Source organism: Cohnella rhizosphaerae, from assembly GCF_029525575.1.
Taxonomy (GTDB): domain Bacteria; phylum Bacillota; class Bacilli; order Paenibacillales; family Paenibacillaceae; genus Cohnella; species Cohnella rhizosphaerae.
This window is the reverse complement of the sequence record NZ_JAPDIA010000003.1, coordinates 2,381,962-2,398,801: the sequence shown is the minus strand read 5'-3', so window position 1 is coordinate 2,398,801 and position 16,840 is coordinate 2,381,962. Positions and strand designations below refer to the sequence as shown.

Annotated in this window: 11 protein-coding genes and 1 pseudogene; all 12 read right to left on the bottom strand. The window is 61.6% G+C overall.

What is annotated here, in order from left to right; genetic code table 11:
- Positions 1–383 precede the first annotated feature (383 nt).
- A complete protein-coding gene (locus OMP40_RS16265; protein WP_277532765.1) occupies positions 384–1,523 on the bottom strand; it encodes a toxic anion resistance protein in 1,140 nt (379 codons plus the stop codon).
- 29 nt (positions 1,524–1,552) lie between these two features.
- The gene (locus tag OMP40_RS16260) at positions 1,553–3,241 is read right to left on the bottom strand and encodes a vWA domain-containing protein (RefSeq protein WP_277532762.1); all 1,689 of its coding nucleotides are present in this window, start codon (positions 3,239–3,241) and stop codon (positions 1,553–1,555) included.
- 14 nt (positions 3,242–3,255) lie between these two features.
- Positions 3,256–3,996: a hypothetical protein gene (locus OMP40_RS16255; RefSeq protein WP_277532760.1), complete on the bottom strand. Its 741-nt coding sequence runs from the start codon at positions 3,994–3,996 to the stop codon at positions 3,256–3,258.
- Positions 3,997–4,273: 277 nt separating this feature from the next.
- Positions 4,274–6,082 (bottom strand): cyclic nucleotide-binding domain-containing protein, encoded by a 1,809-nt coding sequence (locus tag OMP40_RS16250; protein WP_277532758.1) that lies wholly within the window; start codon positions 6,080–6,082, stop codon positions 4,274–4,276.
- Positions 6,083–6,117: 35 nt separating this feature from the next.
- Positions 6,118–6,249 (bottom strand): hypothetical protein, encoded by a 132-nt coding sequence (locus tag OMP40_RS16245; protein ID WP_277532757.1) that lies wholly within the window; start codon positions 6,247–6,249, stop codon positions 6,118–6,120.
- Positions 6,250–6,353: 104 nt separating this feature from the next.
- Positions 6,354–6,876: pseudogene (locus OMP40_RS16240) on the bottom strand (DinB family protein).
- 941 nt (positions 6,877–7,817) lie between these two features.
- Positions 7,818–8,264 carry an iron chaperone gene (locus OMP40_RS16235; protein WP_277532755.1) on the bottom strand — a complete coding sequence of 149 codons (447 nt, stop codon included), beginning with the start codon at positions 8,262–8,264 and terminating at the stop codon, positions 7,818–7,820.
- 248 nt (positions 8,265–8,512) lie between these two features.
- The gene (locus OMP40_RS16230; protein WP_277532753.1) at positions 8,513–9,409 is read right to left on the bottom strand and encodes an SDR family oxidoreductase; all 897 of its coding nucleotides are present in this window, start codon (positions 9,407–9,409) and stop codon (positions 8,513–8,515) included.
- 81 nt (positions 9,410–9,490) lie between these two features.
- Positions 9,491–10,816 (bottom strand): Gfo/Idh/MocA family protein, encoded by a 1,326-nt coding sequence (locus tag OMP40_RS16225; RefSeq protein ID WP_277532752.1) that lies wholly within the window; start codon positions 10,814–10,816, stop codon positions 9,491–9,493.
- 60 nt (positions 10,817–10,876) lie between these two features.
- Entirely contained in the window at positions 10,877–12,064 is a 1,188-nt protein-coding gene (locus OMP40_RS16220) for a DUF4091 domain-containing protein (protein ID WP_338131134.1), read from the bottom strand.
- The gene (locus OMP40_RS40180) at positions 11,994–12,539 is read right to left on the bottom strand and encodes a carbohydrate-binding protein (RefSeq protein ID WP_338131133.1); all 546 of its coding nucleotides are present in this window, start codon (positions 12,537–12,539) and stop codon (positions 11,994–11,996) included. The genes OMP40_RS16220 and OMP40_RS40180 overlap by 71 nt, the downstream gene beginning before the upstream one ends.
- Before the next feature lie 40 nt (positions 12,540–12,579).
- The gene (locus OMP40_RS16215) at positions 12,580–16,695 is read right to left on the bottom strand and encodes an S-layer homology domain-containing protein (protein WP_277532750.1); all 4,116 of its coding nucleotides are present in this window, start codon (positions 16,693–16,695) and stop codon (positions 12,580–12,582) included.
- Positions 16,696–16,840: the final 145 nt, after the last annotated feature.

Here is a 16,840-nt window from a genome sequence, read left to right as displayed (position 1 = left end):
CCGCTGCACGCCGGCTTCCTCTCGCCCTTCGCGCTTCTCGCGCCGCCCCGGAACCGCACAATTATTGTGCGGTTCTCGCCACCCCCGCGCTCGCCGCTGCAAGCCTGCCGCCGCTCGCCTCACGCACCGTCGCGCCGACCCGAGCCTCGCCTAAAAGAAAAGCCCGGCCGTCTGAGAACCAGACGTGCCGGGCAGGCTTACGAAGAATGGCGCATGAGGCTGGGCAAGACGTTCTTCACTAGGCGTTGGCTTAAAAAAGACCAGCCTGTTGTTGACCCGCTTGAAATGCTGGACTTGCTTACAACCCAAGCTTGTTGCCACGCTGGAGATGCGGGATTGGTTTACAAACCCAGCTTGTTGCCCCGCTTGAATTACTGACTTGCTTACAAGCCCAGCTTGTTGCCCCGCTCGAGACGCTGGATTTGCTTTTCTCCGGTGTCCGCCAGCTCGCGGAACTGGTTGATCGTCTCGCGCATCTTCGGCAGCGCCTCCTGCTTGAACGCGCTGATCGAATCGAGCGCGGACAGCACGTCGGTGAACGCTTGCTTCATCGTATCGACCGAGATGTTCGCCTCGAGCGCTTGCTTGTGAATCGCGGCGCCCTGGTCTTTGAGCATCCGGGATGTACCGGCGATCAGCTCGTTCGTCGTCTGGTTGAGCAGCTCGATCTTCTTCAGCACGATCTTCTGATTGTAAAGCGCGCTTGCGACGGTGACGGCGATCTTGAGCGCGGACACCGTGACGTTCTTGGCGCGGTCGACGCCGCGAATGAGCTCCTTGTTGTTCCGCACGACGACTTCGATCGCCATGATGCCCTGCTGGTTGACGACCTGCATCTGCTGCAGATCCATCAGGCGCTGGCGCAGCGGGAACATGACCTCTTCGGTGATAAAGCGGATTTTCTCGGGGTCTTCTCCCCTTACCTTCGCCGCTTCGACTTGCTGCTCGATCGACGCATCCATGAGCGTGCCGAGCTCGATTTCCTTTTGCAGCTTCTTGGTCAGGTCGCGCAGCGTCTGCTGCTCGATTTCGAGCGTCGTATTGTCGTTTTTGAGCGTCGTCTTGCCCTTGTCGAGGGAGACGATGATGTCCGCGATGACGGTGTCCGCCTTTTCGTACCGCGCGAAGTAAGCGCGCAGCGGATTGAACAGCTTGCCGAGCAGTCCGTGCTTGGCGAAGTCGACGGCGCTGGGGTCGAGATCCTTGAGCTGGATGTTCAGCTCGGAGAGCCCCTTCGCGACCTGGCCGCCGTCGTCGCCCGTCTTCGACAGGTTGCCGACCGTGATTTGAAGCAGCTGGTTTTTCTCGGACGAAGACCGCATCGTGTTCATGCCGAACGTATCGATCGACTGGAGGATGCCCTTGCGATTGTCGAGCGATTCGAGGTCGAGCGACATGATCGCGTTCACGTTGTTGTCCGCCAGCTCCTTGAGCTTGGCGACTTCCTCGGGTACGGGCTTGACCTCTTCTTCGATCGCGACCTTAATTTGTTCCTGGCTTGGGACTTCCATCGAAAATGACATCTCGGGTCCACCTCTCCTATGGCTTAAAGTTACATTTGCACGTTAAACAGATTGCCGAGCTTGTAGACGACGTCGTCCGTGTCCGCGTTGATGCTGGCTGCCTCGTTGATGCTCGAAATATTTTGCAGCGCCTTGATGTCCGCGTTGTAGCCGACCGTGTAGATCGGAATCTTGTAGCTCTCGATGAGGCCCTGGACTTCCTTGAGCTTGAGGCCGACGTTCGTCTCGCCGTCGCTCAGAACGAAAATCAGCGGCTTGACGTTCGGCGTGGCCGCCATGTAGTCCTGCAGCATCTTGAGCGCGACGACGACGCCGTCGAACGTCGCCGTACTGCCGCCCGCCTGCAGGCCGTCGACCGCGCCGACGAACATCGACTGCTGGTTCGTATCGTACTTGGCGATCGGCAGGTTGATCGTGACGGCGCTGGAGTACGAGACGAGTCCGATGCTGTTGTCGCGGCCAAGGTACTTCTGCCCCTTGAGCAGCGACTCCTTCAGCCGGTTCAGCGGCTCGCCGTCCATGCTGCCGGAGACGTCGGAGACGAATACCGCGGCGATCGGCTTGGCGCCGTTTTTCTTTTCCTTCCACACCTTTTGCGCCGCGATCAGCGTGCTGCCGTCGACCGCGCCGACCGTCGGCTTGTAATCTTCCAGCCCGTTGAAGCCCTTGCTCTTGGCCGCATCCTGATACTTGGTCTGCGCCGCGAACTCGGCGAACTTCTTGACGATCTCAAGCTTCGCGGCGGAGATGTTGCCGAGCGCGTACAACGGGCTGTCGTGCCGGGCGCCGAACGGCGTGAACACGTAGCCGCCTTTCAGATCCGCCGCGTTGACGTAGGTCTGATACTCCAGCACGAAGCCGTCTAGCGCGCCCGACTTGGCGGCGTCGCGCATCTGCAGCGTCGTCGACGCGATGAACGGCACGTTTGCCTGGAAATTCTCGAAACCCTGGACCGCCTTGTCGCTGAGCAGGTTCGAGCTGTCGAACGTCTTCAGCGCGGCGACGAGAAAGTTAAGTCCGGTCGAGCTGGCGAAAGGGTCCGTGTATCCCATGGCGAACTCGCCGGCCGCGATCGCATCGGTGACGGTCTTCACGCTCACCGAGCCGTATTTCTGGACGAGCGCGTCGTTTTTCGCCTTGGAGATGACGATGCCCGGAACGTTGCCGACGAGACGCTTGGTCACGAGCTGCGTCTTGACGCCAGAAGCCTTGACCATCTCGCCCCACAGCTCGTTGGACGGCGTGTAGGCGTCCGGCACGTACTTGCCGGAGCGGATATAGTCCGCCGCCGTGCCCGAAGCGATGTTGCGCAGCTTGACCGAGACCGTCTTGCCGCCTACGCTGATATTGGCTTTGTTAAAGTCGTTCGCCACGTCCGTCAGCCATCCGTCGTTGCCCGTGCCGGACTTCTCCGTCGAGGAGAAAATCTCCGCGAAGTCCGAAGTCGTGCTGTCGACCGTGATCGGGAACTTGGCGATATCGGGCAGCGAAGCGGCGACGTCGACCGGATCGAGGTCGATCTGGCCCTTGACCGGCGTCTCCGTCGTGACGTCGATATTGTTGTAGAGCTTGTTCAGCCGCTTGCCCGCGTCCTCCGTCGCCACCTGCTTGTCGGACTTGCCCCAGTTCGTGGACACGTTGACCCCGATGTAGACGATCGCGAACACGACGATCAGAATGATGCCGGTTACCCATAAAAACTTTTTGCCGCTCCTCAATGCGCTTGCACCCCTTACTGTTTATAGTACTTGGTTTGCTTGATCAGCGAGTCGATCTCCACCATGGCCGGCATCCGCTCGATGTCGCCCGGCTCGATGCTGTCCAGGCGCGAGATCTCCAGCAGCAGCTTGTCGAGCTGCAGGAGCATCTCCTCGTTGGTGCCGATCGCGTGCTTGATGTAGGACATGTATTCGTTGTAAAAATCGGTTTTCTCCTGGAGCAGCTTCGGCGAGTAGCGCGCCGACTTGCGCGTCATCACCCGCTCGTACTCGGCTTCGTCGAACACGCCGAGCCGGTTGAGCACGCTCTTAATGTTCAAATAGAATAGATTCTCCACTTCTTCGGCCACCCCGGAAAACTTGGAGAAGCTCATCTCCGCGGGATCGAAGCGCTGGTGGAGCACTTTAAGCAGCGTCGCTTTTTTCTTGTCCATGCGGTCCATCTGCTCCAGCGCCAGCGCGATATCCTCCGCTAGCGCGCGGACCTTGCCGTACTGCGCAAGCGCGCTCGCATAGTCCTCGCGGGTCTTGATCGGCTTGGAGGCAGCCAGCACGATCGACGATCTGTAGAGCCAGTTGTAGCTGCCGTAAATGATCGCGATGGCGCTCGCGGCCAGCAGCGTCACGCCCAGCGCCGTCTCGAACGCGCCGCCGCCGATCGTCAGGCCGGCGAAGGCGGGCGACAGCGCGATAATATTCACGAGGGCCGCGCCGACCACGACCCCCAGCATTTTCAAATAGTTCTTGGCGACCAACGCTCGTAGCCCCTTCCCTCTGTGTATGGATGTCCGGTCCGCTCGCTATGCCTGCTATGCTATGAATATGCGATCGATCGGGCGCTCAGTTCATATACTTAAATAGTACCATATAACGCTAGGATTCGAGGGCCGCAAACAAAATATCCCTTTGCGCGATTGCCTTCGACAGCGCGGCGGCGTCGCCGCCTTATATGGTGAATACGTAACAGCGGCGTAAGACGTTACTCTATTTTTTAAGAGTCGTACGCCGGGCTCTATTTGCCGCGCGTGGCGTTCACCCTTTGGCCCTCAGCGCGCGGCCGCAGCGGGCGCAGTAGCGCGTCTCCCGCGGGGAGACGGTGCCGCAGCCGTCGCAGCGAAGCTCGCCGGACGCTTGCGGAACGGCGTCGACGTGCCGCACCGGCTCTTGGACGTACGGATTCAGCGCCGCGAAGGCTTGGTGTTCTTCCCTGCTGCCCGCGCGGACCAGCAAGTAGAGAAGACCGATGCCTGCGCCTCCGACCGCGGCCATCAGTCCTACCTTCGCGAGGCCGCCTGCGAACCGCAGATCCCAGAGCGCATGCAGCGCGACGACGGCCGCGAGGAGAATGAGCGCGCTCCACGGCCGAATGCGCAGCCTCGTCCCCGGCCCCGCGCCGGAAGCGCGCGCCGCGGCGATCCAGATGCCGGCCGCGGCGATCGCCGTCCAGGTGCCGTGGCCGAAGGGCGACAGCAGCGCGCGGATCCAGAGCACGGACAGCATGCCCGCGGACGATGCTTCGCCAAGATGGGACCAGCCGTAGATCACGCTCTCGATCGCCGCGAACCCCATGCCCGCCGCCGCGCCGAAGACGACGGCGTCCATCAGGAAGCGCATCTGCTTCGTTCGAAGCAGCGCCAGGCAGACGAGCAGCTTGGCTCCTTCTTCGATGACGGATACCGTCAAGGGCGCCCTGAAGCGCGTGAAGTCGCCCTGATCCGCGCCGAAGAGCGACACATGCTCCAAATACCAGGCCAACGGGACGGCGACGACCGCGGAAGAAAGGAAGATCAGGCCGAGACGAATGGTGCTGAACCCCAGCAGTTGATGTCCCCGAATATAAGCGACGAATGTCACGGGACCTACGAAGCCGCCGACGATCAGCGTGACGAAGCTCAGCCAGTCGCTGCGCGCGATCACGGCGAGAACGGTCAGCAGGACAAAGGCGCCGCCCAGCCACAGCAGCGCGTCGACCCACCGCTCCTTGGCCCTGGGCAGCGCGGGATCGGTCACGACGGCAGGCGTTGCGGCGCCCACGGACCGCGGCGTCAGATGCGGCGCCCGAATGCGGAGCATCTCCATGAACTGCCGGCGCACGGGCGCGTAATAGTCCAATATGTACTGAAATTCGCTTTTGCCCATCACGAGCAGCTCGCCGTCTTCGGCGGCCGTCGCCGTCGCCTCGGCCGGCGTACCGGACAGCAGACCGATCTCGCCGAAAAAGTCGCCTTCCCGAAGCTGCGTTTTTCGCCTTCCTGCCGCGCGAACGTCGACGCGTCCCGCGCCGATCATATAAAAGCGGTCGGCCGCATCGCCCTCCCGAACGAGGACGTCGCCTTTCTTTATGGGAAGGACCGTCGTAATCTCCGCCAGGCCGCGGAGCTCGGCGTCGGGGATATCGGACCAGATCGAGGCCTTGCGCAGCAAACGGTGGATCATGCGGATCCGGACCGTGAGCAGGAGGCTCTCGTGGAATAGCGGACTGCGCTCGGCGAGCAGCTCGAACGAACGCCGGTCCAGCCGCAGCGCCTCGACTTCGCCGATGGCCGTCACCGTCGCGGTCCGGCGCTCGCGGCGCAGCAGCCCGATCTCGCCGACGAGCGCACCGGGTCCAAGCTCGGCGAGCAAGAGCGTCTTGCCTACCAGATTGCGCGAGGACACTTGTACCGAACCGCGCTTGATAAAGTAACAATCCGTTCCCGTATCGCCCTCCACAAGCAGCGAACGGCCGTCCTCGAACGAGACGGGCTCGATCGAAGCGGCCGCGATGCGGAGCTCTGGTTCGGGTATGCCGCGCAGCAGGGCATGGTCGCCCAGAAACGCGATGATGTCTTCTCTGGTCATGGCCGCTCTTCCGTTTCCGCGCGGGACCTGCCCGCTTATCTCATATTGCCGACGATTGCGCTGCGGGAATCCTGCATTTTTTGAATGAAGATCGACGCGTTCGACGGCACCGGCGTATCCGCTTTGGCGTGGCCGCCGAACGATCCGAGGAGCCGGTTCGAACGCAAACGCAAAGCCCCTTACAAAATAAATCCGTTATTTCCAGTTTATTATGCGGGCAGGGGAGCGTCAATGAAAAACGAGACGGTTCGGCGCGTGCCAAGAGACTCGCTCAACGGTTAAGAATGCCCAAGTACTGAACCCATGGGCCGACATCCGTCTTGTAGCGCTGCGCCATCGTCCTGACGATCTGCGCAAGATGCGTCAGATCGTGCACGACCCATGCGGAGACGAGCTCCCTGGCTTTGACCGTGCCGAACGCCGGATGCGCGCCGGTCCGCTCCAGGACATCGTCGGTATCGACGAGCGCCCGCAGGCGCTCGATGCTGCGGGTTCTGAGCTCGGAGAACTCTTCAAGCTTCCGGTTCGTCGTCCGTGGCTCGGCGCTCAGGTGCGCATGCCGGTCGAACGCGGGAAACGGCTTGCTCTCGCCCTCTTGCAAAATAAATGCCAGACGCGGAATCCAGTTCGTCTTCTCCCCCCTCGATCAGGTGGCCGACGACTTCGTCCGGGCTCCAGGTGCCTTCTCCTTCGTCGCAGTCCAGCCAGCCTTCGGGCAGTCCGGACAGGAGAGAATCGAGCGTCTGCGGCGTGCGGCTAAGGATGGCGATCGCTTCTTCCAGTTTAAAATTCACGCAAAGTCCTCCTTTGGATTGCAGAATGGATGGAGCGGGGGTCGTTAGCTTGACGGCTGGACGCTAGCTCGAATCGGGTTGCGGGTATTAGCGTGAGTCGTTTAGTCTTCTTTAGAAACAAACCCGCTCGGTCCGGGCATCGCTGCGCCACGGTAGTCTCAGGTAGAAACAAACCCGCTCGGTCCGGGCATCGCTGCGCCACGGTAGTCCCAGGCAGAAACAAATCCGCTCGGTCCGGGCGTCGCTGCGCCACGGTAGTCCCAGGTAGAAACAAACCCGCTCGGTCCAGGCGTCGCTGCAGCTCGGTAGTCCCAGGTAGAAACAAATCCGCTCGGTCCGGGCATCGCTGCAGCTCGGTAGTCCCAGGTAGAAACAAACCCGCCCGGTCCGGGCGTCGCAGCGCCACGGTAGTCCCAGGTAGAAAAAAACCCGCTCGGTCCAGGCGTCGCTGCAGCTCGGTAGTCCCAGGTAGAAACAAACCCGCTCGGTCCGGGCGTCGCAGCGCCACGGTAGTCTCAGGTAGAAACAAACCCGCTCGGTCCAGGCGCCTGCGTCACGGTAGTCCCAAGTAGAAACAAACCCGCTCAGTCCAAACGTCGCTGCAGCTCGGTAGTCCCAGGTAGAAACAAACCCGCTCGGTCCGGGCATCGCTGCGCCACGGTAGTCCCAGGCAGAAACAAATCCGCTCGGTCCGGGCGTCGCTGCGCCACGGTAGTCCCAGGTAGAAACAAACCCGCTCGGTCCGGGCGTCGCAGCGCCACGGTAGTCCCAGGTAGAAACAAATCCGCTCGGTCCGGGCGTCGCTGCGCCACGGTAGCCCCAAGCAGGAGCAAACCCGCTCGGTCCGGACGTCGCTGCGCCACGCTAATCTCGAGCAGCGGCATACTTCTGAGCATGGGAACTAGGCCAGACGATGGCCCATCGGCGAATCCCCCGCTCTGCTAGAGCCGCTGGGCCGGTAGGCTGCCCGACCGCCGCTCCAAGGACCGCCCGAGCTTCAAGCTTTTTTTGCCGCGCTTCGCTTCGGCTCGCGATTTGTTCTGAATCGCCCTGTAAACCGTGATTCGGCCGATCAGCTCGAGCGGCAGCGGCCTGTCGAGCGGGAACTGCACCGAGCCCTTCGCCCCCTTGTACGCCGACAGCTCGTCCTTAAACGCCGCGATGCCGTCGGCGCCCGGATAAAATCCGATATGGTTTTTGAACGCCGCGAAGTGGACCAGGTTGCCGTGCAGATCGAAAGTCGGCATTTGATAACTGATCTTCTCCTTCGCTTCCGGCGCGGCCGAGCGGATCGTAGCCCGGACGTCCTGCAGCAGACGCTGAATCTCGGGCGGGAAGGTCGCGATGTAGGCTTCCGTCGATGCGAACGCGTGGCGGTTTTCATCCATGGCAAGGCGCTCCTTTATAGATCGAATTGGAGATGACTCTATTTAGTATATTCGAAATGATCGCGCAACGGAAAAGAGAGGCCGCGAGAGTCAGCACTGCGATCGATGAGTAGCGAGGCGGAAAACGGGCTATCGGAAGGGCGCGATAAAGGTGTGAAAAAGAACGCAAAACGACAAAACGGGACGAAGCCGAAATCGCTTCGTCCCGTATCATCCCGCCGGCCGTTAACCGCTCCGCCTCATGCGATTCAAGGCGTCGGCGTGCCGCCGTTCGCGTTCAGCGTCTCGCCGCTGACGTAGCTGGATTCCTGGCTCGCCAGGTACACGTACGCCGGCGCCATCTCCGCCGGCTGGCCCGGACGGCCGAGCGGCGTCGTCTCGCCGAACTTCGCCAGCTTCTCCGTCGGCTGGCCGCCGGCGACCTGGAGCGGCGTCCAGACCGGTCCCGGCGCGACGACGTTGACGCGGATGCCCTTGCTCGCCACCTGCTGGGCAAGCGCCTTGCTGAACACGTTGATCGCGCCCTTCGTCGTGGCGTAATCGAGCAGAATCGGCGCAGGCTTGTATGCCTGGATGGACGACGTATTGATGATCGTGCCGCCCGGCTTCATGTGCTTGATCGCCGCCTTGCAGATCCAGAACAGGCCGTACACGTTCGTCTTGAACGTCGCGTCGAACTGCTCGGTCGTGAGCTCCGCGATGTCCGTCACGAACTGCTGCATGCCCGCCACGTTCGCGAGGATGTCGAGGCCGCCGAGCTCGCGGACCGCGGTCTCGACCAGTTGCTCGCAGTAGGCCTCGTCCTTCTGGTCGCCCGGCACCGCGACGGCCCTGCTCCCCGCCTCCTCCACCAGCTTGACGACCTGCCGGGCGTCCGCTTCCTCCTCCGGCAAATACGACAGCACGACGTCGGCGCCCTCGCGCGCGAAGGCGATCGCCACGGCGCGGCCGATGCCGCTGTCCGCCCCGGTCACGATCGCCTTGCGCCCGGCGAGCCGTCCCGTGCCGCGGTACGTCCGTTCGCCGCAGTCGGGGATCGGGGTCATCTCGACCTGGAGTCCCGGCGGCTCCTGCTCCTGCATATATTCGGGTCCCGCCTTCGGATACTGCTGCGTCGGATCCTGCATCGTATATTGGTCGGCCATCGGATCATCCCTCCATTAAGCGCTTCGCGTTTTTAACTGATAGGCTCAAGCTCCTTTCTATATAACCTTCTCGGCCCCGCTTCAAACGAATACGTCGTCCCAATCAATCTCGACCGTCCGCCCCGTCGCCATCGATACGTCCGCGCGGAAGCCCGACACATGCCCGACGATCGAGTGCGCCAGAGCGGTCGAATAGCCCGCGTCGGGATCGCCCCGGACGACCCGCAGGAAATCCTCGACGAGACGATGATCGCCTCCCCCCGTGCATTTCCCCCGGACACCCCGATGTCGACTTTTCGCTCCGAATAAACGCCGCCTTCCGTCCACGGATCGGGATGCCGGACGACGAACGCGCCTTCCTCCAGCTCGCCGTAAATCTCTCCCTTGGTCCCCGTGATATGCACGGTCCTGCATGCCTTGGCGGCGCCGCCCACAAGGCTGTGAGCGGCCGTGCTCCCGTCCTCGAACGCGAACTGCACGACCTGATGATCCACGATATCGTTGTCGCAGCGCCATACGCAGCGGCCGAACCGATTGTCGACAGCCAGGCTGGCCAGCTTCTCCTCGTCGCTCAGCCGCACGCCGTCCAGGTAACCCGGCCACACGTACACCGGCCACAGTCCCCCGCTCGACATAGAGCGTCTTGGCGGAGTAAGGACATGTCGCTTCGATCGGACAATCCGTCACGCATCTTGTACCCGCTCCTTCGGGCGCACGGTCCTCGCGGAACTGCGAGCGCCGGCCGAAGCTGCCGACGCGGACCGGCTTGACGCCGGTCTTGAACCAGGAGATCAAGTCGAGATCGTGACAGCATTTGGCCATGAGAAAAGAGGAGCCGTCCCGCTCCAGGCTCGCGAACTTGCCCCGTACGAAGGCGGTCGCCATATGGTGATAGTCGACGTTCTCCTCCGTCTGGACATGGACGACGTCGCCGATCTCGCCGCTACGGATGACCTGGTTCAAAGCCTGGTAAAAGGGTGCGTAGCGCAGCACGTGGCAGATCATCACCTTACGTTCGTGCGCCTCGGCGACGCGATAGAGCTCGAGGACCTCTTCCTCCGAGATGCCGATCGGCTTTTCCAGCAGTACGTCGTAGCCCTTGCGGAGCAGCGGCAGCGTCGTCCGTACGTGCAGCGCGTCCAGCGTCCCGTTGATGACGGCGTCCGCCAGCTGCGGCCGGGCGACGAGCGCTTCGACGCTCTCAAAGCACCTGTCCGCCGGCAGACCGTACAGTCTCGCCGTATGCGCCCGTCGCTTCGGATCGGGCTCGACGACGCCGACGACCCGCATGGCCTTCGGATGCTTCAACGAATAAGAGGCATAATTCATCGCGCGGCTGCCCGCGCCCACGATGACGACGTTGACAGGCTCGCCCAACGCGCCAGCCTTGTCGGAAGTTCCGTTCACTGGGATTCACTCCTTGGCAAAATGACGGCGCAGGACGTGTCGTCCTGCGCCGCGTTCGTATTAACCGATATGCGCCTTGATCGCCGCGTTCACCGATTCTCTCAAGCCGAGCAGCCACTCGGCGTCCCGCGGATACGCGCTGAACGTCAGCGGCTCCTCCAGTCCTTCCTCGATCAGCGCGAGCACGCGCTCGCGGCCGACGAAGCCTTCTAGCAGCTGCAGCGCGCGCAGGTCCTGAAGGGCTTCGTAGAACACCTCCAAGCGGATCGATTCGACGGGCGTCCCGTCCGCCCCCGGGTAGACGAGGAACGCGTCGCCCGAAGGAAACGCATTGCCCGCATCGGTCACGCGATAAGGGTCGATCGCCTCGAGCGAATACTGCGTATTCCAGAAGTTGTAGCCCCAGTGCAGGAATCCGGCGATTTGAAACTTGTAGAGCTGAATGCCGATCACGCGGTTGCGGGCAGACGGCATGTTGAAAAACCGGTTGGACACCTGCTTGTATTGCGCGCAGCAGTAGTAGGTCCACAGCTCCGGCACGCCCCGCTCCAGGAAAGGGCCGATATGATCGTTGGACGGTATCGGCCGCCGCACGAGACCCTGCTCGTAATAAGCGTAGTCGGTGAGCGCGTCGATGATCGGCAGCTCGCCAAGATGCGCCTGCATCAGCTCGCTCGCGCCGCGGTACCAGGGCATATGCTCTGCAAGCGGTTCGTCGGAAATGTGGAAATAGCTGCGGTCCATGAGCCCGCGCCGGCGAAGAAAGGCGACCAGGCACGGCAGGAACGCGCCGAGGAACGCTCTGTATTCCTCGCCTGCGGAGTCCGTGTCCCAACCGAAAATCCGCCGATACGTCCCGTTGTCGTCCGCCATAATCTTAGGCGCGTGCTTCGCGCCCCATTGCGTGAACAGATGCGAGAATTCAAAATACTGAATGCCGACCCGGTCGCACATCGCGACCCAGCGCTCCAACCGTTCGAACCCGAAAACGTAACAGTCCCCGTCCTTCGTCACGTCCACCAGTTGAACCGTCGGCCGCTCGCCGCCGACCGCGGTGTCGAGCGGCGGCGTAAACAACGGGGTCAGCACCATGTTCATGCCGTGCCGCGCGGCCGTGTCCAGATAGCGCTCGACGAGCGACCAGTGCGCTTCTCCGAACACTTCGACGCCGTAATAATTAGCCAGGCAATCGCCATGAAACCATTCGGTATGAAGAAGCGTCTGCGGAGGCAGCTCCGCGCCGATCACCTCCAGCTCGAAGCGCGCCTCCCCCGAGCGGTTCGCCGTCCTCGCCCGCGAACCGGACGAAGACGGGATGAATGCCCGCCGGGGTATCGGCATCGGTCGTTACCGTAATCCACACCGACCGCCACTGATGGCGAAAACCGGTCACTCCCTTTTCCTCCTGGATCGGGAACAGCGGATCGGGGTACAGCCCCGGCGTCGACCGAAGGATGTAGTCATCGTGGTCGTACTGGCTGGCCAGCTCCGCCGGCGACAATCCCACGGATCTGAGGGAGACGCGGTCTCCGAGCGCGGAATGCGCGCTCACGGCGATCTGCTTGGTCAACCTCGGCGCGCGGTAAGCGACCTGAAAGGCGTAGGTCTCGCCCTTGAGCGCCGAGCCGCGCGCGCGCGGGACCGCGCTCAGCGGTTCGTCCGCGAATACCTTCTCCAGGGAATGCAGGCACCGGGTTTCGAACGGCGCGTCGGGGTGGGTCATGACAATTCTCCTTCTGTTAAGTTCTAATGCATCAATTGAATTAGGCGTTCCAGTCGCAAAAGCGGATTATAGCCGCTTGAAGATGCGGTACAGCATCGTCGCGGTCTCGGCTCTCGTCGCAGAGGCATCCGGCTTCAACTGTCCGCCGCTCCCCCTGGACGATGCCGGCGCCGACCATCGCGCCTACGGCTTCCCTCGCATAGCCCGAGACGTCGTCTCCGTCCTTGAACGTGGTCAGATCCGCCGGCCCGCCGGTCAGATCGAGCTTGCCGGTCAGCTCCAGCGCTCTTGCGATCAGCACCATCATATCCTGGCGCGAGATCTCAGCCCGCGGATTAAAGTTGACGCCGTCCACGCCGTTGGTGATGCCGAGCTTCTTCACGACGGCGAGCGTGTCGTAGAAATAATCGTTCTCCGAGACGTCCATAAAATTGCCGGCGCGGTCTACGTCCGCTTTAATATCGAGCATCCGCACGAGCAGCGTCATGAAGTCGGCGCGCGTGATCGGCTTGGCCGGATCGAACGTCGATTCGTTCGTGCCCTGGATGATGCCCGCGGCGGCGAGCGTGCCGATCGCTTCGTCCGCCCAGCCGTACTTCGCGTCTACATCCTTGAAGATCGCGGCGCCCGATGTCGGTGCCGGCGCAGGTGTCGGCGACGCGGTCGGCGTTGGCGTAGGCGACGGCGACGATACCGGAGATGGCGTCGGCGTCGACGTAGGTGTCGGAGTCGGCGTAGGTGTAGTCGTCGGCGTTGGCGTCGGAGAGGTCGACGGCTCAGGATCCGGCGTATCGCCCTCGACCGTGACTTCGAGCTTGGAGATGACGGCCTTCACCGGCATTTTGTTCGCGCCGGAGAACATGCCGATGCCTGCCAGGAAGTCGCCGTCTTCGAATTCGACGGTCGTGCTGCCGATCGATACCCATGCGTTTTCTTTAAAATAAAATCCTTCGACGGCATCGCCTTGCTTGACCAGCTTCATCTGGAACGGCGCATCGATGCTCTTGCCTTGGTAGTCGAGCAGCAGACCGGTCTGCGAACCCCAATACTTCTGCTGAGCCACGGGCTTCTGCGCGTCCAGAATGCTCTCCTCGTTGCGGAATACGTAGCGAAGCACCTTGCCGGTACCGTCCGTGCGGAAATGCACGTGCTTGGAATCCGCCGTATCCTCGGCGCGCAGCATCAGGCCGACCGAAGCCGGATCGCCGGCGCCGAGCGAGTCGATGGTTGCGGTCAGCGTAACCTTCGCATTCGTGTCGTTCACGTGCACGGGCTTGCTGAAATACACGAAGTCGTCGGACACGTTCCAGACGTTGTCGCCTTGGCCGATCAACGTATAGGTCGCGTTCGCCACCGTGGCGAAGCCGCGGCTGTTCGTGCCGTAAGTCCGCACGGACCAGTCGCCGATCGGGGACTGCTGCCCGTCCGGGAATACCGTGACGACCTTGGTAGCGGCCTTCGTAATGCCGTCCTTGACGGCGATCGCCTCGATCGTCACCTGTCCCGGCGCCAGCGCCGTATAGGATGCTGCGCCGCCGGTCGCGCCGTCGATGCGCAGCACGCTGCTGTCGCTCGACGTGAACGTGACATCGGCGTCGGACAGATCGGCTGCCTGGTCGTTCTGCTGCTTGCCGACCAGCGGGATCGTGCCAGTGCCGCCTACCGTAAGGTTCGTATTCGACAGGTTGATGCTTACTTCCTTGAGCAGCGAATCGCTGACGCCGGATTCAAACGGCGTAGTCTCGAACACGCCGAAATCGTCCGCATAGGAATAACCGTTCGTTTGGACATTGCCGCTCTTGTACACACGGATAATGGCAAACGTGTTCGTGGCGCCCGTCCGGAACGGCACTTCCAAACGCGTATACTTTTCTTCCGCCGTCGAAACGTCTCTATCGGGTTCGCCGAACTTCGTCACGCCGACGATAACCTTTTCTCCGGGTTCGTTGTAAACCCAAGCGACCAGTTTATAATCGGTGTTCGGCTTGAGGTTGTTGATCCTCTGCTCTTCGCCGCCGCCCTTTGCGAGCTTCAGCCTGGTTTGATAGCCTCTGTTCTTCCACACTTCAGTACCGGTTGCGCGCGGCACTTGCTCAAGGAAGTTTTTGGCCAGGGTCGAGTCCCAGGAGAGCCAATTGTCCAGCGTTCCGAAACCGCTGTTTTTGACCAGGTTCATATATGGGATATTGATCTGCGTATACGTCGGCGTCGGCGGATGGTCAAAGTCCGGTCCGACCGTCCAGTCCGTGCCGCCATACTCGTATGCGCCCGCATCCGGCGCTGCGCCGACATAGCCGTCCGTGATCCCCTCGATGACGGCCCCCGTGTTGATCGCCGTGGACCCGGCGCCGAGACGGAAGTTTCCTTGCGCCGCATCGACGAAGTTCACGCCGCTCGCCGATACGACGTTGAACCCGCTGGCCGTATCCGGCGTCAGATCCGCCTTGTTCGTGAAGATGTTGTTGTAGACGCGCGAGCCGTACAGCTCTTGCGCATACGGAGCGGATCCCCAGTATCCGATGCTGCTCACGTCGTTGTTGGCGACGGTGTTGTTGTAGATGAGCCGGTAGTTGCCCGGCGTGTTCAGCTGAATGCCGACGTTATTGTTGTAAATAACGTTGTGGTGCACGACCGCGTTGTTGGCATAATTGTCGAAGTAAAGACCGACGCTCATGTCCGTGCCCTGGCTGTCGTGAATCAGGTTGTGGTGGATCTCGCTGTTGCCCATATCGGCGCCCCAGCTGTAGATCAGCGCGCCGTCGCGGGACAGCCACATGCCGTCGTGAAAATCGTTGTATTGAATTTCCGCGCTGCCCCGGTTCCAGTAAAGAAGGTAGCGCCCGGAATTATACAAGTCGTTGTGGCTGATCAGGTTCTGCGCGCCGCTTGTCAGCTTGACCACCGGATCGTAGGCCGCAAAGTAGCTGCCGTCGTGAATGGAATTGTTCACGAGCCGGTTGTTGCTGCCGTCGATATTGACCAGCGTACCGGTAGAATAGGAAATTTCGCTGTTTTTAATCTCGTTGTTGCTGCCGCCGATGTTGATGCCGCCGTTTAGCTGGTGGGCGACGGACGTGCCGTGCGATTCGGTCGAGAAGTACAAATACTCGGCCGTGATGCCGTCGAGCACGTTGTAGCTTGCGCCGCCGTCCATCGGAATGCTGCCGGCGAACGTCTGCAGCCCTTCGACATGGATGTAAGAGCGTCCGCTCAGGTCGAACGTTTTCATGCGCTGCTTGATCTCGACGTTCTCGGGCACGCCGCCGTCCGGCGCCCACAGATAGACCTTGCGCGCTGCCGAGTCGACGTACCATTCGTGCGGCGCATCCAGCTCGCTGCGCAGGCCGGACAGGTAGAAGGTTGATCCGAGCTCCGGCCACATGTAGTCGAAATTCTGAATGATGAGCGGGTAGCTTAGCGTATGCGTCGCTGCGTCAAAACCGGTGATCTTGGTCGACACCGGATCGTAAGCGTCGCCGCCCCGCATCCACATCGTCGCGCCGACCCAGTAATCGTCGGCCTGCGTCAGCTGATCGCTGGACAGCGTCGTTTCCGAGCCGCCGCTCGCAATCCCGACATGCTGCTTCAGCTCGGGAAACGTATAGTCGTCAATATTGGGCCATCTTGCCTCCCAAAGCTTCGTGACGTCTCCGCCGTCCCGGATAAAGAGCTGGTTCTGGTCGCCCAGGCTGTCCATCCCCGCCGGAAGGTCCGCTACATAAATATGTCCGGCATCCTGCGTCCAGCCGCCGATCTGTTCGGTGCCGCTGATGACGACCGTCGCGCCGGGCGCGGCCGCATAAGTAATCGGCTTGTCGCTCGTGCCGCTGACGGCCGGTTTGACCGTCTCGCGATAAGTACCCGAGCCGATCAGGCACAGATCGCCCGGCTGCAGCACCTCGGCGCACTGGCTGATGGTCTGGAACGGCGCTTGTTCGGAGCCGGCCGCGTTGTCGTCGCCGGTCGTCGATACGTAATACGTAGCGCCCGTCACGCTATACGTAATCGATGCTACGCTCTGGTTGCCCGCGTCCGGAACGATCGTCCCAGGCTCGGCCGCCTGAGCGCCCGTAACCGGAATCAATCCGAAAATCAATAACGCAATCATTAGTGCCGCCATGCTGGACACAAGCTTTGATCTCTGTTTCTTGTACAAGAACCATACCTCCTCTTGTCTGATGGCGAATCGGCGTTCATCCGCACTCATAGACTAGCAGGACGTTAAAGAAAAAAAGTGCAAAATCTGCACTTTTCCCCTTCCCCGCGCTCCTCGATATGGATTTTAGTGAATTACATGCCGC

Excerpts from the sequence above, each read along its gene's own strand:
- OMP40_RS16250 (WP_277532758.1), bottom strand. The coding sequence starts at position 6,082 with ATGACCAGAGAAGACATCATCGCGTTTCTGGGCGACCATGCCCTGCTG.
- OMP40_RS16230 (WP_277532753.1), bottom strand. The coding sequence starts at position 9,409 with ATGGCCGACCAATATACGATGCAGGATCCGACGCAGCAGTATCCGAAG.
- OMP40_RS16235 (WP_277532755.1), bottom strand. The coding sequence starts at position 8,264 with ATGGATGAAAACCGCCACGCGTTCGCATCGACGGAAGCCTACATCGCG.
- OMP40_RS40180 (WP_338131133.1), bottom strand. The coding sequence starts at position 12,539 with ATGACCCACCCCGACGCGCCGTTCGAAACCCGGTGCCTGCATTCCCTG.
- OMP40_RS16265 (WP_277532765.1), bottom strand. The coding sequence starts at position 1,523 with ATGTCATTTTCGATGGAAGTCCCAAGCCAGGAACAAATTAAGGTCGCG.